This window comes from Kitasatospora sp. NPDC048540, from assembly GCF_040651175.1.
GTDB lineage: Bacteria > Actinomycetota > Actinomycetes > Streptomycetales > Streptomycetaceae > Kitasatospora.
This window is the reverse complement of sequence record NZ_JBEZIR010000072.1, coordinates 1-16,748: the sequence shown is the minus strand read 5'-3', so window position 1 is coordinate 16,748 and position 16,748 is coordinate 1. Positions and strand designations below refer to the sequence as shown.

12 protein-coding genes and 2 pseudogenes are annotated in these 16,748 nt (G+C 76.5%); 4 read left to right on the top strand and 10 right to left on the bottom strand.

Going from position 1 to position 16,748, the window contains the following annotated elements; translation table 11 throughout:
- Positions 1-17: 17 nt before the first annotated feature.
- From AB0D08_RS25310 to AB0D08_RS25285, 6 genes are all read right to left on the bottom strand, one after another.
- Positions 18-803, bottom strand: a complete 786-nt coding sequence (locus AB0D08_RS25310; RefSeq protein WP_359891808.1) for a formyltransferase family protein — start codon at positions 801-803, stop codon at positions 18-20.
- Positions 800-4,282 carry a non-ribosomal peptide synthetase gene (locus tag AB0D08_RS25305; protein ID WP_359891805.1) on the bottom strand — a complete coding sequence of 1,161 codons (3,483 nt, stop codon included), beginning with the start codon at positions 4,280-4,282 and terminating at the stop codon, positions 800-802. The genes AB0D08_RS25310 and AB0D08_RS25305 overlap by 4 nt, the downstream gene beginning before the upstream one ends.
- Before the next feature lie 83 nt (positions 4,283-4,365).
- Positions 4,366-5,409, bottom strand: coding sequence for an NAD-dependent epimerase/dehydratase family protein (locus AB0D08_RS25300; RefSeq protein ID WP_359891802.1), 1,044 nt, complete (start codon positions 5,407-5,409; stop codon positions 4,366-4,368).
- The gene (locus AB0D08_RS25295) at positions 5,406-7,430 is read right to left on the bottom strand and encodes a fatty acid CoA ligase family protein (RefSeq protein ID WP_359891799.1); all 2,025 of its coding nucleotides are present in this window, start codon (positions 7,428-7,430) and stop codon (positions 5,406-5,408) included. Before AB0D08_RS25295 ends, AB0D08_RS25300 begins: the two co-directional genes overlap by 4 nt.
- Positions 7,427-8,365, bottom strand: a complete 939-nt coding sequence (locus AB0D08_RS25290; protein WP_033822333.1) for a hypothetical protein — start codon at positions 8,363-8,365, stop codon at positions 7,427-7,429. The genes AB0D08_RS25295 and AB0D08_RS25290 overlap by 4 nt, the downstream gene beginning before the upstream one ends.
- A 3-nt stretch (positions 8,366-8,368) precedes the next feature.
- A complete protein-coding gene (locus AB0D08_RS25285) occupies positions 8,369-9,430 on the bottom strand; it encodes a 3-oxoacyl-[acyl-carrier-protein] synthase III C-terminal domain-containing protein (RefSeq protein ID WP_033822332.1) in 1,062 nt (353 codons plus the stop codon).
- A 410-nt stretch (positions 9,431-9,840) separates the two neighbouring features.
- Here AB0D08_RS25285 and AB0D08_RS25280 point away from each other — a divergent pair, with 410 nt between their 5' ends.
- The gene (locus tag AB0D08_RS25280) at positions 9,841-10,452 is read left to right on the top strand and encodes a response regulator transcription factor (protein ID WP_033822331.1); all 612 of its coding nucleotides are present in this window, start codon (positions 9,841-9,843) and stop codon (positions 10,450-10,452) included.
- On the opposite strand, the gene AB0D08_RS25275 is transcribed toward AB0D08_RS25280, so the two are convergent.
- Together AB0D08_RS25275 and AB0D08_RS25270 are read right to left on the bottom strand one after the other, a co-directional pair.
- A complete protein-coding gene (locus AB0D08_RS25275) occupies positions 10,436-11,359 on the bottom strand; it encodes a hypothetical protein (protein ID WP_063794427.1) in 924 nt (307 codons plus the stop codon). The two genes, AB0D08_RS25280 and AB0D08_RS25275, sit on opposite strands and share 17 nt — an antisense overlap.
- A 138-nt stretch (positions 11,360-11,497) precedes the next feature.
- Positions 11,498-11,692, bottom strand: coding sequence for a LapA family protein (locus AB0D08_RS25270; protein ID WP_233289167.1), 195 nt, complete (start codon positions 11,690-11,692; stop codon positions 11,498-11,500).
- 250 nt (positions 11,693-11,942) lie between these two features.
- Here AB0D08_RS25270 and AB0D08_RS25265 point away from each other — a divergent pair.
- Positions 11,943-12,803: pseudogene (locus AB0D08_RS25265) on the top strand (amino acid decarboxylase); the annotation flags it as partial.
- A 213-nt stretch (positions 12,804-13,016) separates the two neighbouring features.
- On the top strand, positions 13,017-13,481 hold the full coding sequence (locus tag AB0D08_RS25260; protein WP_359891856.1) for a hypothetical protein: 465 nt from the start codon (positions 13,017-13,019) through the stop codon (positions 13,479-13,481).
- Positions 13,482-13,544: 63 nt separating this feature from the next.
- Here AB0D08_RS25260 and AB0D08_RS25255 read toward each other — a convergent pair whose 3' ends face one another.
- Positions 13,545-14,465: a LysR substrate-binding domain-containing protein gene (locus tag AB0D08_RS25255; protein WP_082526781.1), complete on the bottom strand. Its 921-nt coding sequence runs from the start codon at positions 14,463-14,465 to the stop codon at positions 13,545-13,547.
- 228 nt (positions 14,466-14,693) lie between these two features.
- The gene (locus tag AB0D08_RS25250; protein ID WP_033822328.1) at positions 14,694-15,551 is read right to left on the bottom strand and encodes an MBL fold metallo-hydrolase; all 858 of its coding nucleotides are present in this window, start codon (positions 15,549-15,551) and stop codon (positions 14,694-14,696) included.
- Between the two features lie 222 nt (positions 15,552-15,773).
- Between AB0D08_RS25250 and AB0D08_RS25245 the strand changes: the two are divergent.
- A pseudogene (locus AB0D08_RS25245) lies at positions 15,774-16,748 on the top strand (FUSC family protein); the annotation flags it as partial.

Genomic DNA, 16,748 nt, shown 5'->3' with positions numbered 1-16,748 from the left:
CGAGGATAGGACCGATGTTACCCATCGGTCACCCCGTTGTGAGAACTTCCGTCAATAGTCCGCCCGGCCGTCCGGAGCCCGCCCCCGTAACCGGGGTCCGCCCCGGCCGCCGCCCGCAGCACCTCCACCAACTCCGGTACGAACGGCGCCGCCACCCCCACGTCCGTGGCCCGCCGATAGGCCGGATGCCCGGCGTACGAGGGCAGTTCGCGCAGCGCCCGCAGGCCGTGGTAGCCGGCCGGCCGGGGCTCCCGGGCGGCGGGCGGGCCGATCGGCCGCCCGGCCGCCACCGCGTCCAGCGACCGCTCGAACAACTGCTGGCAGGCCTGGATCCCGCGCAGCAGCACCCGGTGGAAGCGGGCGTCGGCGGCGAGCGGGAAGGGGAGTTCGGCGAGCACCCGGCCGGTGTCCACGCCCGCGTCGACCTCGTGCAGCGTCGCGCCGTACTCGCGGTCGCCGTTCAGCAGCGCGTACGCTACGGCGGCGGACGGCAGGCCGCGGTGCTGCGGCAGCAGGCCGTTGTGGATGTTGTGGATCCGCAGGCCCCGGCCGAGCAGCGGCTCCCGGAAGATCAGCCGGTTGTTGACCGACCACACCACGCCGTCGGTGGCGTGGCCGAGCAGCCGGTCCGCCACGGCGTTGACGTCCGAGGTGGCCGTGAACGGCACCGCGCGGCCGTCGGCGGCCCGGTCGTGCGGGCGGTCGTCGGGGTCCTCGGAGACCACCAGGTCGACCCGGTGGCCGGTGGCCAGGGCGTGGGCGACGGCCCGGCGGAGCAGGGCGCCGCGTCCCACGAAGATCACGCCACCACCTCCCCGGTTCGGACCGGGCGGGCCCGGAGCGAGCGGGCCCGGTGGACGGCAGCGACCACCTGTCCCAGGGTCAACTCGCCCAGCGAGTCGCCGATCCCGTCCAGCAGCCGGTCCGCCTCGCCGGGCCGCAGCAGCCCGTCGCCGACCGCCGAGAGCATCTCCAGCACCGCCAGCGAGTCCCCGCCCAGCTGCTGGAAGCCGGACCGGCGGTCGATCAGGGCGCGGTCGACGCCGAGCACGTCGGCCCAGAGCGCGGCCACCCGCTGTTCGACCTCGTCGGCCTCCGCCACCGGGCCCGGCACCGGCCCGGCCGCCGGGGCGGCGCCGGAGGCCGCCCAGGGGTCGGGCAGCGCCGCCAGGTCCGTCTTGCCGCTCACCGTCCGGGGGAAGTCGGCCACCGGGACCACGGTCGCGGGAACCAGGTGGGCGGGCAGCCGCTCGGCGAGGTGGCCGCGCAGCTCCGCACCGAGGCCGGGGTCGTCCACGCGGCCGTCGGCGGCCAGCACGTACGCGCAGAGCGCCGGACTGCCGCCGCCCGGCCGCTCACGGACCGTCACCGCGGCGGCGAGCACCGCCGGATGGCCGGTCAGGGCGGCCTGCACCTCGGCCGGCTCGACCCGGTGACCGGCGATCTTCACCTGCTCGTCGCACCGGCCGGCGAACTCCAACGAGCCGTCCGGGAGCAGCCGGCCGAGGTCACCGGTACGGTAGCGGCGGACACCGTCCGCGCCGACCGGGAACCCGGCCGCCGTCAGGTCGGGCCGGCCCAGGTAGCCGCGCGCCAACTGGACGCCGGAGAGCAGGATCTCGCCGACCGTACCGGCCCCGGGCGCGGTGACCGGTTCACCGTCGGGACCGGCCAGTTCGACCCGGACGGACGGCGCCGGACGCCCGATCGGGATCACCGGCCCGGTCTCGGTGCCGTCCAGCACGTGCGCCAGACAGCCCACGGCGGCCTCGGTCGGCCCGTACCCGTTGATGATCCGCGTCGCGGGCCCCGCCCGCCGCGCCGCCCGTACGGCCGCCGCCCGGGTGAACCGCTCGCCGCCGACCAGCAGCGTCCGCAGCCCCGACAGGTCGAGGCCGTAGCGCTCGAACAGGTCCAGGTGGGTCGGCGTCACCGCGAAGGTGTCCGCGCGGTGGAGCTCCAGTGCCTCCCGCAGCGCCGGACCGGTCGGCTCGCCCGGCACCAGCACCGCCGCACCACCCGCCAACAGCGGTACGAACAGCGGAAAGCAGGAGATGTCGAAGGAGAGCGAGGACAGGAAGGCGAACCTGGTCCGCCCGTCCACCCCGCACAGCCCGCCCGCCCACCGGACGAAGGCGAGCAGGCTGCGGTGCTCGATCTGGACGCCCTTGGGACGGCCGGTCGAGCCCGAGGTGTGGATGACGTAGGCGAGCCCGTCCGGCTCGGGCTCGGGCAGCCGGACCCCGGCGAGCGGATCCGGGCCCTGTGCCGAACCGGGCGCGTCGGCCGGACCGGGCAGGCCGGGCACGTCGTCGAGCGTCAGCACCAGGTCCGGGGCGAAACCCCGCGGCACCCGGCCGAGCAGCCGGCGCTCCGTCACACACCCGGCCGCGCCCGACTCCCGCAGCAGCTGGGCGATCCGCGCGTCCGGCTGCTGCGGATCGAGCGGCAGGTACGCGGCCCCGGCCTTGAGCACACCCCACAGCCCGGCCACCCCGGCGGGCGTACGCCCCACCAGCAGGCCCACCACCGCCTCGCGGCCCACGCCCCGCCGTACCAGCTCCGCCGCGACGGCGTCCGAACGGCGGTCGAGTTCGGCGTAGCCGACGGCCCCGGCCGGCCCGTCCAGCGCGACGGCATCCGGGGTCCGGGCCGCCTGCCGGCGAAACAGCTCCACCACGGTGGCGGGCTCGCGCGTGGACCCGTCCACGGGGGCGGCCGCTGCCGGTGCCGCGCCGCGGGCAGCGGACGACCTGTCGGCTCGGGCGGCCGTTCCGGTCCCGCTCCGGCGGACGCCGAGTCCGGTCGCGGTGCCGGGCCCGGCGGTGCCGGGTACCCGGAAGGAGCCGCCGGCGGATCCGGGCCCGTCCGCCTGCTCGGCTGCGTCGGCCGGGCCGTCGGCGCGGGCACCGGGCCCGCCCGCGGGGGCGGCCGGCCCGTCCGCTGGCGCGGCGGTTCCCACGCCGGCCGCCATCGGTCCGCCGTCCGTGGGCCTGCGGCTGCTCCCGTCGGCAGCCCCGCCGGCGGTCCCGGTCCCCGCGAGGGCCGCCACCAGCCGGTCCATCAGCCCTTCGGCCTGTTCGGCCAGCTGCGGGCCGCCCTGGAAACCGACGGTCAGCTCGGTGCGGTCGGGCAGTTCGACCGCCACGCACGACACCGGCACCAGCGGCGCGTGCACCGGCAGCGCGTACACCGTGCGGGCGGTGAAGCCGCCGCCCGACCAGTCGGCCGGGTCGATCCGGCCCAGGTGCGAGACGACCGCCGACGCCAGGTGCCGGTCCCGGCGCCGGGCGACGCCCTGGCCCGTACGCAGCAGCGCAGCGACGACCGGCAGCGGCAGCCGGGCGAGCGCCGATTCGAACCCGTCGGCGAGCTCCCGGTGCCCGGCCAGGGCCCGCAGCAGCTGAGACTGGGCGCCCTGCCACGGCTCGCCCGCGCCGAGGTCGAGGAAGAGCGGCAGCGTCAGATTGCCGGTGGCGGGCGGGCCGTCGTGGTGGCGCCGCAGGTCGGCGGGCACCATCACCCGGGCGTGCGGCGCACCGGTTGCGTCCGCCACCGCCTGCGCCAGCCTGGCGGTGAGCGCGGTGTACCGGCCCGGCAGGGTACGGCGGCGCCAGAGCGTCCGGGCCGCTCCACCGCGCCCGCCACCCGTGTCCTGCACGGCGGTACCCACGGCGGTACCGGCGGGTGGCGCCAGCGGCGAGGGCCGGTCGAGCATGAGCACGGGACGGCGGCCGGTGGCCCCGGTCCGCGCCAGCAACGCGGCGTCGGTGAGCGGGGAGCGGGCCGGCCGAGGGGCCTCGCCGCGCAGCGCCCGGAACACCTCTGCCGCCCAGAGCCGGGCGCCGTGCCCGTCCATCACGCCGTGGAAGGCACGCAGCACGAGGGTGGTGGCGCCCGCCGCGCCGGGCAGCAGCAGGACTTCGCACCCGGGTCCGCGGACCAGGTCCATCGGTTCCTCCAGCAGCGACGTGCCCTGCCGCAGCTCGGGGTCGGGCACGCTGCCCGGCGGTGCGATCCGCAGCTGCGGCGGCCGTCCGGAGTCGATCCACTCGCGGCCGCGGCGCACCAGCCGGGAGCCCGGGCAGGCCTCGGCGGCGGCCGCCACGGCGGCGGCGAGCCGGGCGGGGTCGAGGGTGCCGGTGCCCTCGACCACGAGGTGGAGTGCCATCGCGCTGCCGAGACGGTGGGCGCCGAGGTACAGCCACTCGGTGGGGGAGACCGGCCGGCGGAAGGCCGGCCCGGCCGCCCGGTCGGCGGCCGTGGTGTCGTGCAGAGTCATCGCGGTGCTTTCTGGACGTGTCGCCCGGCGGAGGGCTCGGAATGTCGGCGGTGCGGGCGGCCCGGGCGGTTGGGGGCGGCCGGTCAGCGGACGGCGCGGACGAACTCCTCGGCCCCGCCGATCGATTCGACCCACTCCTGCAGCCGTCGCAGGCCGGTCTCCTGGTCGGTCACCGCCCGGTACCCGAGGTCCCGTTCGGCGGCCGCCGTGGAGTAGGTGGTCGACCGGGTGAGCAGGGCGACCGAGTAGCGGCTCACCGGCGGCTCCCGGCGGGCGGCCAACGCCGGTACCCGCCACAGCAGTTCGACCGAGGCCACCAGGGCGTCGCGGAGCGGCGGGGGGATCCGCCGGGTCGGCGGGGTGCCGCCGAACAGCGCGGCCAGCCGGGTGAGGAAGGCCCACAGGTCGGTCTGCTCCCGGTCGGCGACGAAGTACGCCCGGCCGCCGACGCGTTCGGCCGGGGCCCCGGCGGCGAGCAGCGCGGCCAGTACCGCGTTGTCGCTGTGGCACAGCGAGACCAGGACCCGGCGGCCGCCGGACAGGTCGGGCAGCCGTCCGGCCAGCATCCCGGCGAGCAGCTTCGGCAGGAATCCGGCGCGGTCCCGCGGACCCCAGATGCCGCGCGGGCGCAGCGCCACGGTGGTGAAGCCTGGCCGGTCGGCGGCGAGGACCAGCCGCTCGGCGGCGGCCTTGGTCTCCGAGTACAGGTTGAGCCAGCGCTCCGGGTAGGCGGTGCTCTCGTCGATGCCGAGGCGGTCGCCGTCGTCCGGTCCCATCAGCGCGCTGGGGCTGCTGATGAAGACGAACCGGCGGGCGCCCGCCTCCCGGGCGGCGCTCAGCAGCCGCTCGGTGCCGGTGACGTTCTCCGCCGTGAACTGCGCCCGGGTGCCGAAGTCGGCGACCCGGGCCGCGCTGTGGTGCACCACCTCCACGCCCTCGACGGCGCGGCGCAGGGACTGCGGGTCCCCGAGGTCGCCGTGGGCCAGCTCCAGGCCGGGGACGGTCCGCAGCCTGCTCAGGTCGCTGGTGGGCCGCACCAGTGCGCGGACCTCGTGCCCGGCGCGCAGCGCGCCGTCCACCAGGTGCCCGCCGAGGAAGCCGGACGCGCCGGTCACCAGGACCTTCACCGGACCTCCAGCGCGTCGGCCGGCGCCAGGGGTGCCACCGGGCGGGCGGCGGCGGGCAGCCGCCGCCACCAGGTGGCGCCGTACAGCATGGTGAGCGCGGTGGTCGCGGCCGGGCCGTGCCCGGCCGCCCGCCCGCGGGGGAGCGCCGCGGGGATCTGCGCGGCGTGCACCACGACGCTCAGGAAGGCGTCGATCCACCACAGCGCGGCCAGGACGGGCTGGTCGACTGGGTGCAGCAGCCCGGCCGCCAGGTAGGCCCAGCCGGCCAGCGGTACCGCGCGCAGCGCCCGGCCGCGCCACCGGCCGGAGCCGTCCAGGCGTCCGGCGGCCCAGCGGGCGAGCTGCTCCCGTCCGATCTTGGCGTTGTGCCGGACATCGACCGGGAACCCGGGGTGCCGAAGGAAGAGGTCCAGCCCCGCGGTCTGCGGCCTGGCCGCCCCGAGATCCCGCAACTCCGCCGTCAGTTGCAGCCATTGGCGGTCGGTCAGCCCGGGGTCGGTCTCCACGCACACCACCGGGCGCTGGGCGCCGGCGGCCCCGACGCCGACCAGTGCCGTGCGCCGGACCAGCGGGTGGGCGTTGAACACGCCCTCGCAGGCCACGGTGTACAGGTCGCCGTCGGCGGTGCGCACCCGCTGGGTACGGCGCCCGGCGAACCACAGCCGGCCCTCGGCGTCGAGCCGGCCGAGGTCGCCGGTGCGGTGCCAGCGGGTGCCGTCGGCCTCCTCGTGGATCTTGTGCGCGGCGTCGGCCGCGGGTGCGGCGTGGTAGCGGGCGCTGACCTGACCGCCGCTCACCACGATCTCGCCGACGGTGCCCTCCGGCACCTCCAGACCGTCGTACCAGGACGGCTGCGGGCCGTCCGAGATCTCGACGATCCGGACCCGGGTGCCCGGGCCCGGGCGGCCGAAGCAGGTGCCGGCGCCGAGCGGGCCCATGGCGGCGGTCCGGGCCAGGATCTCCGCGGACTCGATCGAGGTGATCGGCAGCGCCTCGGTGGCGCCGTAGCTGACGTGGATCGCGGCCCCGGGGTCCAGGACGCGCCGGAGCGTGCCCACCACCTCGGCGGGGACGGGCGCGCCGCCGGACACCACGCAGCGCAGGTCCGGCAGTTCGGTGCCGTGCGCGGCCAGGTGGTCGGCGAGGCGGCGCAGCAGTGCGGGGGAGGCGAACATGGTCGAGACGCGGTACCGGAGCATCGCCGCCACCAGCGGCCCGGGGTCGGCCCGGCCGACCTTCGAGGGGGCGAGCGGCGCCAGCACCAGCGTGGAGCCGAACAGCAGGTCGAACACGCCGTAGAGCGGCAGGGTGACCAGTGACACCTCGCCGCGGTCGCGGTCGTGTGCGGCCCGGACGGCGGCCGCCATCGCGGCCGCCATCCGGTGGGTGTACTCCACGCCCTTGGCGGGACCGGTGGAGCCCGTGGTGAACCCGATCATCATCAGGTCCTCGCCGCCGACCTCGGCCCGCTCCGCCGGCGGGCCGCCGGGGCCGCCGGTGCGCAGCGCCGCGAGGGTGTGCCCGCCCCAGCCCCAGCGGCGGCCGAGGGTCACCTTCACCCGGACCCCGGAGAACGTGCGCCGGCCCAGCACCCGGACCGCGTGGGCGAGCGGCGGTCCGACGAACGCCTCGGCGCCGACCGCGCGGTAGCAGTGCAGCATCCGCCGCACCCCCATGCCCGGATCGACCACGACCGGTACCGCGCCGCGCCGCAGCAGGGCGAACAGCAGCACGAAGAGGTCCGGTCCGGGGGCGGCCATCAGCACGGTCCGGGTGCCGTGGCCGATCCCGATCCCGGCGAACGCATCGGCCAGCACGTCGACCTGTTCCTGCAGTTGCCCGTAGGTCAGTTCGCGGTAGCGGACGGATCCGTCGGCGTTCCGGCCGTCCGGGTGGACGATCGCGGTCTTGCCGGGGAACGTGCGGGCGTTGTGCGCCAGTTGCTCGGCGAGACCGTGGGCGCCGGTGAGCAACTGCGGCCCCGGCGTGGCCGCGGTGGCGTTCGGGTGCACGGTGGTCATCGGGTCCACCGTTCCTGGGGGCGGTAGGAGACGCAGGCCGCGCTCGGGCCGGCGCCGACGGCGACGAACAGCAGCTGGTCCACGTCCTCGGGCAGGCCTCCGGTGATGGCCCGCAGGTAGCCGAGGATGGGTGCGGCGGTGTGCGGGAGCCCGGCCCCGGCGCCCGGCGGGTCGGGGGTGAGCACCCGGTCCTCGGGCAGGCCGAGCCGTCCGGCCAGCCGCAGTCCGAAGTCGCTGGTCGGCCGTGACCCGATCACCAGGGTGCGCCGCAGGTCGAGCCCCTCGTCGCGGACGTAACCGAGGGCGGTGTCGGCGGCCAGGTCGAGCAGTTGGGTGGCGAAGCCGGGGTCGCGCCGGACGGTGATCCGGTTGCGGCCGTCGGCGCGCATCCCGGCGGTCGGCAGGTATCCGGCGGTCGCCGAGGGGTCGTCGGACCCGCCCGTGCGGACCGGGCCGAAGCCGTCGGCGGTGGCCGACCGCTCCAGCAGCAGGGCCGCACCGAGGTCGGCGTACGGGTAGTCATCGTCGGGGTGTTCGGCGTCCGGTGCGCCGCGCCCGCCGGGGTGGACGTCGGCGGCGGTCACCAGGACCCGCTCGGCACCCCCGGCGACCAGCATGGACTCGGCGACCTGGACGGCGTTGAGCACCCCGCAGGCGCCGTTCATCAGGTCGAAGGAGAAGGCGGCGCCCGGCACCGGGTGGGCCAGGTAGTCGAGGTTGATCCCGGCCTCCTTCTGAACCAGGGCGCCGACGGCGGGTTCGAAGGTGTTGTGCTCGCGGTACACGCCGACGTTGATCAGGACGCCGACGGCGTCCGGCGACAGCCGGGCCTCGGCCAGGCAGGCCAGGGAGGCCTCGCCGGCGAGCTGGACGGCGCGGGCGGCCGAGGCGCGCGGCGGTGCGACGACCGCGGCGGCGGTGATGACGATGGCCATCGTTCAGACCCCCAGATGGGTGATGGTCGCGGACAGGGCGCCGGTGACCAGCCCGGAGGCGGCCGGTACCAGCAGGTAGCGGGCGCCGCGGCGGGCGGTGCCGGCCTTCAGGTGCCGCTGCAGTGCCAGGAAGTGGGAGGTCGTCGCGGTGTTGCCGAACTCCTCGACCACCGAGAGGGAGTGCGGCATCGGGGTGCCGAACTCGGCCTCGCCGGTGCGGTTGGCGTACTCCACGAACCGGGTGCCGACCTGGTGCTGGACGATGTAGTCGAACTCCTCGTCCGCGAACGTCCGTCCCAGCTTGGCGAGTTGGTCCCGGTGGAAGGCCGGCCACATGCGCAGCCGGTCCTGCTTGTGCATCTGCCGGTTGTCCGTGTAGAGCGCGATGCCCTCGGTCCGGTCGCTGGGCATGCCGAGGCACAGGTGCGCGTACTCGGCGCAGGTCATCAGGTCGATGTAGTGGATCCGGTCCGCGTCGTCGACGGCCCGGTCCAGCACCACGGCCGCCGCCGAGTCGCCGACCGACAGCGAGGCGAACTGCGGGTCGTAGGAGTCGGCGATCTCCCGGGCGGCCGTCTCGGCCACCCTGGTGGCCTGCTCGCCGCTGACCACCAGGCCGGTGCGGACGGCGCCGGAGCGGATCATCCGGTCGAGCAGGTGGACGCCGGTCATCATCCCGGCGCAGGCGTTGGAGACGTCGAAGTGGACCGCGCGGCGCGCCCCGAGCTCCTTGGCGAGCATCCCGGCGAAGGAGGGTTCGAAGTAGAAGTCGTCGCCGTCCTTGAACCGGGTGATCGAGGCGGAGACCACCACGTCCAGGTCGGCGGGGTCGTAGCGGGAGTGGCCGAGCGCGTCGCGGGCGGCCTTCAGGGCCAGCCCGAACGAGTCCTCGCCGGCCTCGGGCCGCGGGTCGTAGACCCGGCGCTCGGCGACGCCGGTGATCCGTTCCAGGTCCACGTCCGGCATCGCGGTCACGGAGGCGAGCAGCTCCCCGGTGGACCGCACCGTGGGTGGCATGTACGCGCCAAGGGCCTCGAAGCGACTGCCCCGTGCGTCGGAGGTCATCTTTCCTCTTTCATCTGCTCGACGGTCGGCGGAACCCCGCTCGGACCGGACCCGTCGGCGGCGCCGGGCAGGCGTCCGCAGCCCGGGCGGGCCCCGGGGTCGGGTCGATGGCGACGCCGACGGCGGACGGGCCCTGCGGCCGGTCATCTGGTCACAACGGAACGTTACCTGACGGTATGTTGCCGACGGGTAACCAGAAGTGATTCAGTGATGACTGTCACTCAGATATGACAAGCGCACATGCCAGCACGCATGCCAGCGCGCACGCCGGTGAGGCGCGGGCGGGCAGGGGAGGGCCGGACGCTCCGGGTGCCGCGGCCGGGCGCCGGGTGAAGACTGGGAGGTGCGAGGGCGGCCGGCCCCCGCGGCGGCCCGGCACGGCGCGGTCCGCCCGTCCCGAGGTCCCACCCATGAGTGCTGAACCGATCCGGGTCGCCGTCGTCGGCGACTGCCCGCTCTACCGGTGCGGCCTGACCGGGGTGATCGACTCCGCCGCGGACCTGGAACTCGCCGTCGACGCACGCGGCGCCGAGGAGGCCGAGGACCGGCTGATGCCCGGCGACGTGGTGCTGCTGGACCTCCAGCTACGGCCCTCCTACCTGGCGGCCGTCGTCCACCGGCTCGCCGAACGCGGCGCGGCCGTCCTGGTGCTCTGCTCCGACGAACAGGGCGCCATCGGGCCGTCGATGCAGGCCGGCGCCCGCGGCTGCCTCAGCCGGCAGGCCGGCGAACCCGAACTCCTCGCCGCCGTACGGCTGGTGGCCAACGGCTGCGAGTACGTGTCGGCCGTGCTCGCGGTCCGCCCGTGGTCACAGGCCGTGTGCCGGGTGACGGAACGTGAACGGCAGATCCTCGAACTGCTCGCCAACGGCGAGACCGACCACGGCATCGCCGAACGCCTCGGCATCAGCGAACACACCGTGCACTCGCACCTCGACCGGCTCCGCGACAAGATCGGCTCCCGGCGCCGGGCCGACCTCACCCGGTTCGCCATCGCCAACGACATCATCCCGGGCCGCTGACCGTGCCCCGCCCCGGATCGGCCGCCGCCCAGTAGCCCGGATCCGACGCCGTCCTGGCCCGCAGGTCCGCCCGCACCCGGGTGGCCAGCCGGCCGGTGTCCCGCCGGTTCAGCATCGCCCCGATCCCCGCACCCACCAGCATCGGGATCATCGACGGCAGCTTGCGCAGCGTACTGCGGGTGAGCCGCTTGCGGACCTTCTGCCGCACCTCCGCACCGACCGCCAGGCCCGCCAGCGCCACCGCCCCCGACGGGTGCGACAGGGCGGAGGAGTCGATCCCGCGCCGGTCGGCCCAGGCGGTCACATAGGCGACCGTCCGCTGCGACGCCGTCCCGGTGGCCGGTACCCCGTACACCTGGTGCAGCTCGGCGATCAGCTTGATCTCGACCGCCGCCACCACCAGCGTCTCCGCCGCGATCTCCACCGGCATCGCGGGCGGCACCGGCAGCATCGCGGCCGCCCCGATGCTCGCCCCCACCGCACCCGAGGCCCGCAGCGCACCGGTCACCAGCAGGTCGGCCAGCGCCTCCGGCCCGTCCGCCCCCGGGTGCTGCGCCCGAATCGTCGCCAGATCGCGGATCGGGATCCGCGGTGCCTGCACCAGCAGCCGGTCCGCCAGCGCCCGGCTGCCGTACCCCGCGCCCTTGGCGGCGGACGTCCCGCCGCGCCCGAGCGCCCGCGCCGTGCTCGCCACCAGGTCGGCGGTGCGCCGTACACCGCGCTTGCGGGCGGTGGCCGACTCCTCCTCCAGCTCCGTGGAGAGGGCGGCGAGTTCGCCCGCCGCGGCCTGCGGGGCCAGGGCATCCGCGGGCGGCGGGCCGGAAGCGCCGGCCGGGGAGGGATCGGTCGGGGAGGGATCGGACGGGTCAGGATCGGGCGGCCCGGAGCGCCTGCGGAGAAGTCCCATGCCTGTGCCTCTACCCGGACGCGACGGCGGCACGCGGCCGCCGGCCGACCGGCGGTGGACGGGTCTGCGGTGGACGGGTCAGCGGTGGACGGGTCAGCGGCGCGGGGCAGGGCGGTTCGCCCGCCCGGCTGCCGCGGCTCAGCGTCTCGCCCGCCGGCGGGCCAGGAACCAGCCGATCACCAGCCCGGTCAGCAGGGTGACGGTCAGCACCACCCAGAGCGGGAGGGTGACGGTCGGCACCCACAGCCGGATCGACACCGAGTCGGTGTTGACCGCGATGAACCAGACGGCGAGCACCGTGAGAACGCCGATACCGATCGTGCGGAGCCGCATTTCCCGCCCCTTGACCGACAGCGTCGACGGGGGGTGCGACTCAGAGGTTTTCCGCGCCATGCTCCCAGTATGGGCCGATCCGTCCCATCGGTCCCGGCCACCGGCTCGGCCACCGTCCCGGGCCCGCGATCCGGCGGACACCGCCGCCGCCCCGGGCCCGAGCCATCATCCCGAGCTATAGAGAAAAGCTGGACCTCCCCAGAGAACTCCCTGGTTCCGCCGCACCCCGGCGGCTGCCAGCCTCGACCGCGTGACACACTCCGGCACCATCAGCCCCTCCCAGCACACCGCCCCCTACGCGGACGCCCTGCTCGCCACCACCGGCGCCGACTGGCAGCGCCTCAACGTCCCCGGCCACGGCGCCGACGCCACCCGCGCCTCCGGCCTCGCCGCCCTGCTCGGCGAGGCGCCGCTGCGCCTCGACGTGCCGCCACTGGTGGACGGCATCGATCTGGGCCCCGACAGCCCGCTGGACCGGGCCCGCACCCTCGCCGCCGAGGCCTGGGGAGCACGCCGCAGCTGGTTCCTCACCAACGGCGCCTCGCAGGGCAACCGGATCGCCGTCCTGGCGGCCCGCTCGCTCGGCGACACCCTGGTGGTGCAGCGCAGCGTCCACTCCAGCGTGGTCGACGGGCTGGTGCTCTCCGGGCTGCGGGCCGCCTTCGTCCACCCCTCGGTCGACCCCGGGCTGGGCATCGCGCACGGCGTCACCGCCGCCGGCCTCGCCGAGGCGCTGGCCGCCCACCCGGACGCCGCCGCCGCGTACGTGGTGACCCCCAGCTACTTCGGCGCGGTCGCCGACGTCGAGGCGCTGGCCGCGACCGCGCACCGGGCCGGCGTCCCGCTGATCGTCGACTAGGCCTGGGGCTCACACTTCGGCTTCCACCCGGCGCTGCCCGCCGGTGCCCTGGCGCACGGCGCCGACCTGGTCGTCTCCAGCACCCACAAGCTGGGCGGCAGCCTGACCCAGTCAGCGATGCTGCACCTCGGCGAGGGGCCGTTCGCCGACCGGCTCGAGCCGCAGCTGGAACGGATCTTCCACCTCACCCAGTCCACCAGCGCGAGCGCCCTGCTGCTGGCCTCGCTCGACCTCGCCCGGCGGGCCCTGGCGACCGGCGGGCCGGCCATCGGCGAGTCCGTCGAGGCGGCCGACCGGATCCGGGCCGGCGTCCGGGCGGCCGGCCGGTTCGCCGTGGTGAGCGACGGGTTCGGCGCGTTCCCCGACATCGTGGCCGCCGACCCGCTGCGGGTGCCGATCGACACCCGCAGGGGCGGGATATCCGGCCACCACGCCCGCAGCCTCCTGCTGACCGAGCACCGGATCATGGTCGAGGTCGCCACCGACTCGGCGATCGTCGCGGTCCTGGGAGCCGGCTCCGCCCCCGACCCGAGCCGCTTCCTGGCCGCCCTGCACGCGCTGCCGGGGCCGCCGCTCGTACCTGCGGAGCCCCTGGCCGGTCCCGCGGGCGCGGACACCTTCGGCGGTCCCGCGGCGCCCGGGATCCGGCTGCCCGCGCCCGGGCCGGTCAGGCTGACGGCCAGGGACGCGTTCCTCGCGCCGAGCGTCACGGTGGCCGCCCAGCGGGCGGTCGGCCGGGTCAGCGCCGACACCCTGGCCGCGTACCCGCCGGGCATCCCGAACGTGCTGCCCGGCGAGGTGATCACCCGCGAACTGGTCGAGTTCCTCCAGTACACCGCCGCCACCCCCGGCGGCCACGTCCGCGGCGCCGCCGACCCCGGCGTCACCACACTGCGGGTCGTCGCCGAGGACCCCGGTCGGCACCACTGACCACCGCGGGGCCGTACCGGAGGGCGGGCCTCGGCCCGGCGCTCCGGGCTCGGCGCTCCGGGCTCAGCGGTCCGCCACGGCCCCGGCGTCCAGTACGGCAGCCTGCGCCTGAAGGGCGGCGAGCAGCGTCCGGGCGGCCTCCAGCACCCCGGACCGCGGTATCGCGACACCGATCTGGCGGGTGAGCGCGAGACCGTCCAACTCGCGCACCACGATGTCCTCCCGCGGCCGCCCGAGCCCGAGCCTCGGGACCAGGGCCACCCCGAGACCGGCCGCGACGAAACCCTGCATCACCCCGTAGTCGTCGGTGCGCAGCGCGTGCAGCGGCTCGAAACCTTCGCGGGCGCAGGCACGGCTGAGCAGCCGGTCGCACGGGTCGGCGTCGGTGGTACCGACGATCCAGCCCTCGTCGCGCAGGGCGGTCAGCGGTACGCGGTCGGCTGCGGCCTGCGGATGGCCGGCCGGGAGGATCAGCAACAGCGGATCGTCCAGCAGCCGGTGGACGGCGAAGTCCTCGTCCAGGCCGAGCCGGTCGCCGGGCTGGGAGAACACCAGCGACAGGTGGAGTTCGCGGTCACGGAGCGCGGAGAGCAGTGCGGGGAGCTCGCCCTCGGTGAGCGAGATCCGCACGCCGTGGCCGTGGACCTGCCGTACGGCGGGCGGCAGCAGCAGCGCACCGGCGGTCGGGAAGGTGCCGACCCGCAGGGTGACCGAACCCAGTTCGACGAGACCGCGCAGCTCCTGTTCGGCCTGCCCCACCCGGGCGAGGACGGCCTCGGCGTGCGGCAGCAGCGCCTCGCCGGCCTCGGTCAGGGTGGCGCCGCGGGGCCCGCGGTCGACCAGGCGGGTGCGGAAGTGCGCCTCGAGGGTGGTGAGATGGTGCGTCACGGTGGGCTGGCTGTGCCGCAGCGACCTGGCGGCCGCGGCGAGCGACCCCTCCCGGGCGATGGCCCGCAGGACGTGGAAGTGGCGCAGTTCGAGCACGGCGGGCCTTGCTGTGGGCGGCTGACGACGGAGGACTGCCCGGGCGCCCCGCCGTCGCCCGGGCCGTGCCCGGCCCGGGGCGGGGACGACGACCGCACCGGGCGGGCAGGATTCCGGCAGCATAGGACAGCACACCGCCCGCCCGGCCCGCGGACACGCCGCCACCGGCGCCGCCACCGCCACCCCGCCCCCGTAGCCGTGCGGCCCGGGGCGCCGGCGGGGCCGACCTCAGCGCGGCCGCCCCGCGTCGGCCGTCGTGTCGTGGGCGCCGCGCAGGCGGTCGAAGTCGTACGGGTCGTGCGCCGCGAACAGGTCGATCTCCGTGCCGTGGCCCCGCGCGAGTTCGCGCAGCCGGTCCCGGTTGGCGAGCCGGGCCCGGTGGTCGGTCGCCACCAGGCGCTGGAAGGCGGCCAGACCCGGTGGGCAACCGGGGGCGGTGGGGGAGACCTCGCGGTGCGAGAAGTAGGCGTCGCCGCAGTGCAGCAGCCAGCCCCCGCCGGGGCGGCGGACCGCCACGCCGCAGTGCCCACGGCTGTGCCCGGGCAGCGGGACCAGCACCACCTCGGGGACCGCCCCCGCAAGCGGCCGGGCCGCGGCGAAGCCGTACCAGGCCTCCCCGTCCGCCCGGTGCTCCACCCAGCGCGGGCCGTGCGCCCACTGGGCGGGGCGGTACCGGTCCCGCTCGCCGCGGGTGGCCCTGGCCCGGGCCGCCCGCAGTTCCTCGGCCAGCACATGGACCTCGGCCTGCGGGAAGTCGCCCAGCCCGCCCGCGTGGTCGAGGTCGAGGTGGGTGACCACGATGTGCCGGACGTCCTGCGGGTCGTACCCGAGGGCGCGTACCTGGTGCACGGCGGTCCGGGCGGGCGACAGACGCGGCCGCATCGCCGCCCGGAAGGCGAGGCCCAGCCGGGCCGGGTCCGCGACGTCGCCGGTGCCGAAACCGGTGTCGACCAGCACCAGCCCGTCCCCGGTCTCGACCAGCAGGCAGTGGCCGACGACCCGGGCGGTCAGTGCGCCGCCGCTGCCGAGCAGCGCCCGGCCGCCCGCCGGGCACATCCCGGCGCAGTCGAGGTGATGGATGGTCATGCCGCCTCCGTCAGGTCCTGGGACGCCTACCGGCGAGTAGGGGCCCACTGTCCCGGCTGACCACCCGTCCCGTCCAGTGCCCGGCCGCACCGCGCAGCCCTCGTCCCTCGTCGGACGCCGTCCCGGCGCCGGTCCGGCCCGCCCCGCGCCCGAACGGGCGAACTCGCCGCCGTAGGCCTGCCCCTCACGGACGCCGGCCCGCCGCTCCCCGACCCTGGGCAGATGAACACCGCCCCCGACCGCGACGCGCCGCCCGGCCGGACACCCGTACGCCGCCGCCTACGGGCCGCCGCCGCAGAGCTGCGCCACGGCACCGCACCGCTGCCGGCCGCGGCCCGCCGGGCCGTACGGGTGACCGCCGCCGCCTGCGCCGGGTTCTACGGGTGCCTGTACGGGCTGGACCTGCCGGTGGCGGCCACGTACGCGCTGTTCGCCGCGGTCGCACTGGCCGGCCTGTCCCGGATCCCGGGCACCGGCCGGCAACGTGCCGCGGTCATCTGGCGGATCCTGCCCGCCAGTTGGCTGCTGATCAGCCTCGGCACCCTGCTCGCGGTCCGCACCTGGGCCGCGGTCCTCGGCATGCTGGTGATCGGCTTCGTCCTGGCGTTCGCGGCGGCCGCCGGCCCCCGCCCGGCCGGAGCCGCCCCCGGCCTCCAACTGCTCTACATCCTCCCGTGCTTCCCGCCGTACGAGCCGCACACCCTCGGCGACCGCCTCGGCGGCGCCACCCTCGGACTGCTGCTGCTCATCGCCGCCGAGGCCCTGCTGCTGCCCGACCCGACCGGCCCCGGCTACCCCGCCCTGATCGCCGACGCCGCCGACCTGGCCCGACGCTGCACCGGCGAACTCACCGCCGCACTCTGCACCCTCTCCGCCGACACCCGCGAGGCCGCCGCCTCGGCCGGCCAGGCCCTGCGCCCGTCCCGCACCCCGGAGGCCGAACGCCCCGCCTCGCCGGGCGTCCGGGCCCGTGCCCTCGCCGACGCCGGGTGCGCGGCCCGCGTCCTGCTGGCCCGCCTCCTCGAAATGCCCCCGCTGACCCCGCCCGGCGACCCGGGCCGCCCCGACGCCACCGCCGATGCCGACGCCGATAGCGATACCGGTAGCGGCGCCGGAGCCGGCACCACCGCCGACGCCGGTGCCGAGCTGCTCGCCGCGGTCGGCGCCGCGACCGACCGGGCCGGATCGGAAGTGCAC

Bases quoted from the DNA above. Each gene is read 5' to 3' on its own strand.
- AB0D08_RS25305 (WP_359891805.1), bottom strand. From the start codon at position 4,282: ATGACTCTGCACGACACCACGGCCGCCGACCGGGCGGCCGGGCCGGCC.
- AB0D08_RS25295 (WP_359891799.1), bottom strand. From the start codon at position 7,430: ATGACCACCGTGCACCCGAACGCCACCGCGGCCACGCCGGGGCCGCAG.
- AB0D08_RS25290 (WP_033822333.1), bottom strand. From the start codon at position 8,365: ATGGCCATCGTCATCACCGCCGCCGCGGTCGTCGCACCGCCGCGCGCC.
- AB0D08_RS25285 (WP_033822332.1), bottom strand. From the start codon at position 9,430: ATGACCTCCGACGCACGGGGCAGTCGCTTCGAGGCCCTTGGCGCGTAC.
- AB0D08_RS25280 (WP_033822331.1), top strand. From the start codon at position 9,841: ATGAGTGCTGAACCGATCCGGGTCGCCGTCGTCGGCGACTGCCCGCTC.
- AB0D08_RS25275 (WP_063794427.1), bottom strand. From the start codon at position 11,359: ATGGGACTTCTCCGCAGGCGCTCCGGGCCGCCCGATCCTGACCCGTCC.
- AB0D08_RS25270 (WP_233289167.1), bottom strand. From the start codon at position 11,692: ATGCGGCTCCGCACGATCGGTATCGGCGTTCTCACGGTGCTCGCCGTC.
- AB0D08_RS25260 (WP_359891856.1), top strand. From the start codon at position 13,017: ATGGTCGAGGTCGCCACCGACTCGGCGATCGTCGCGGTCCTGGGAGCC.
- AB0D08_RS25250 (WP_033822328.1), bottom strand. From the start codon at position 15,551: ATGACCATCCATCACCTCGACTGCGCCGGGATGTGCCCGGCGGGCGGC.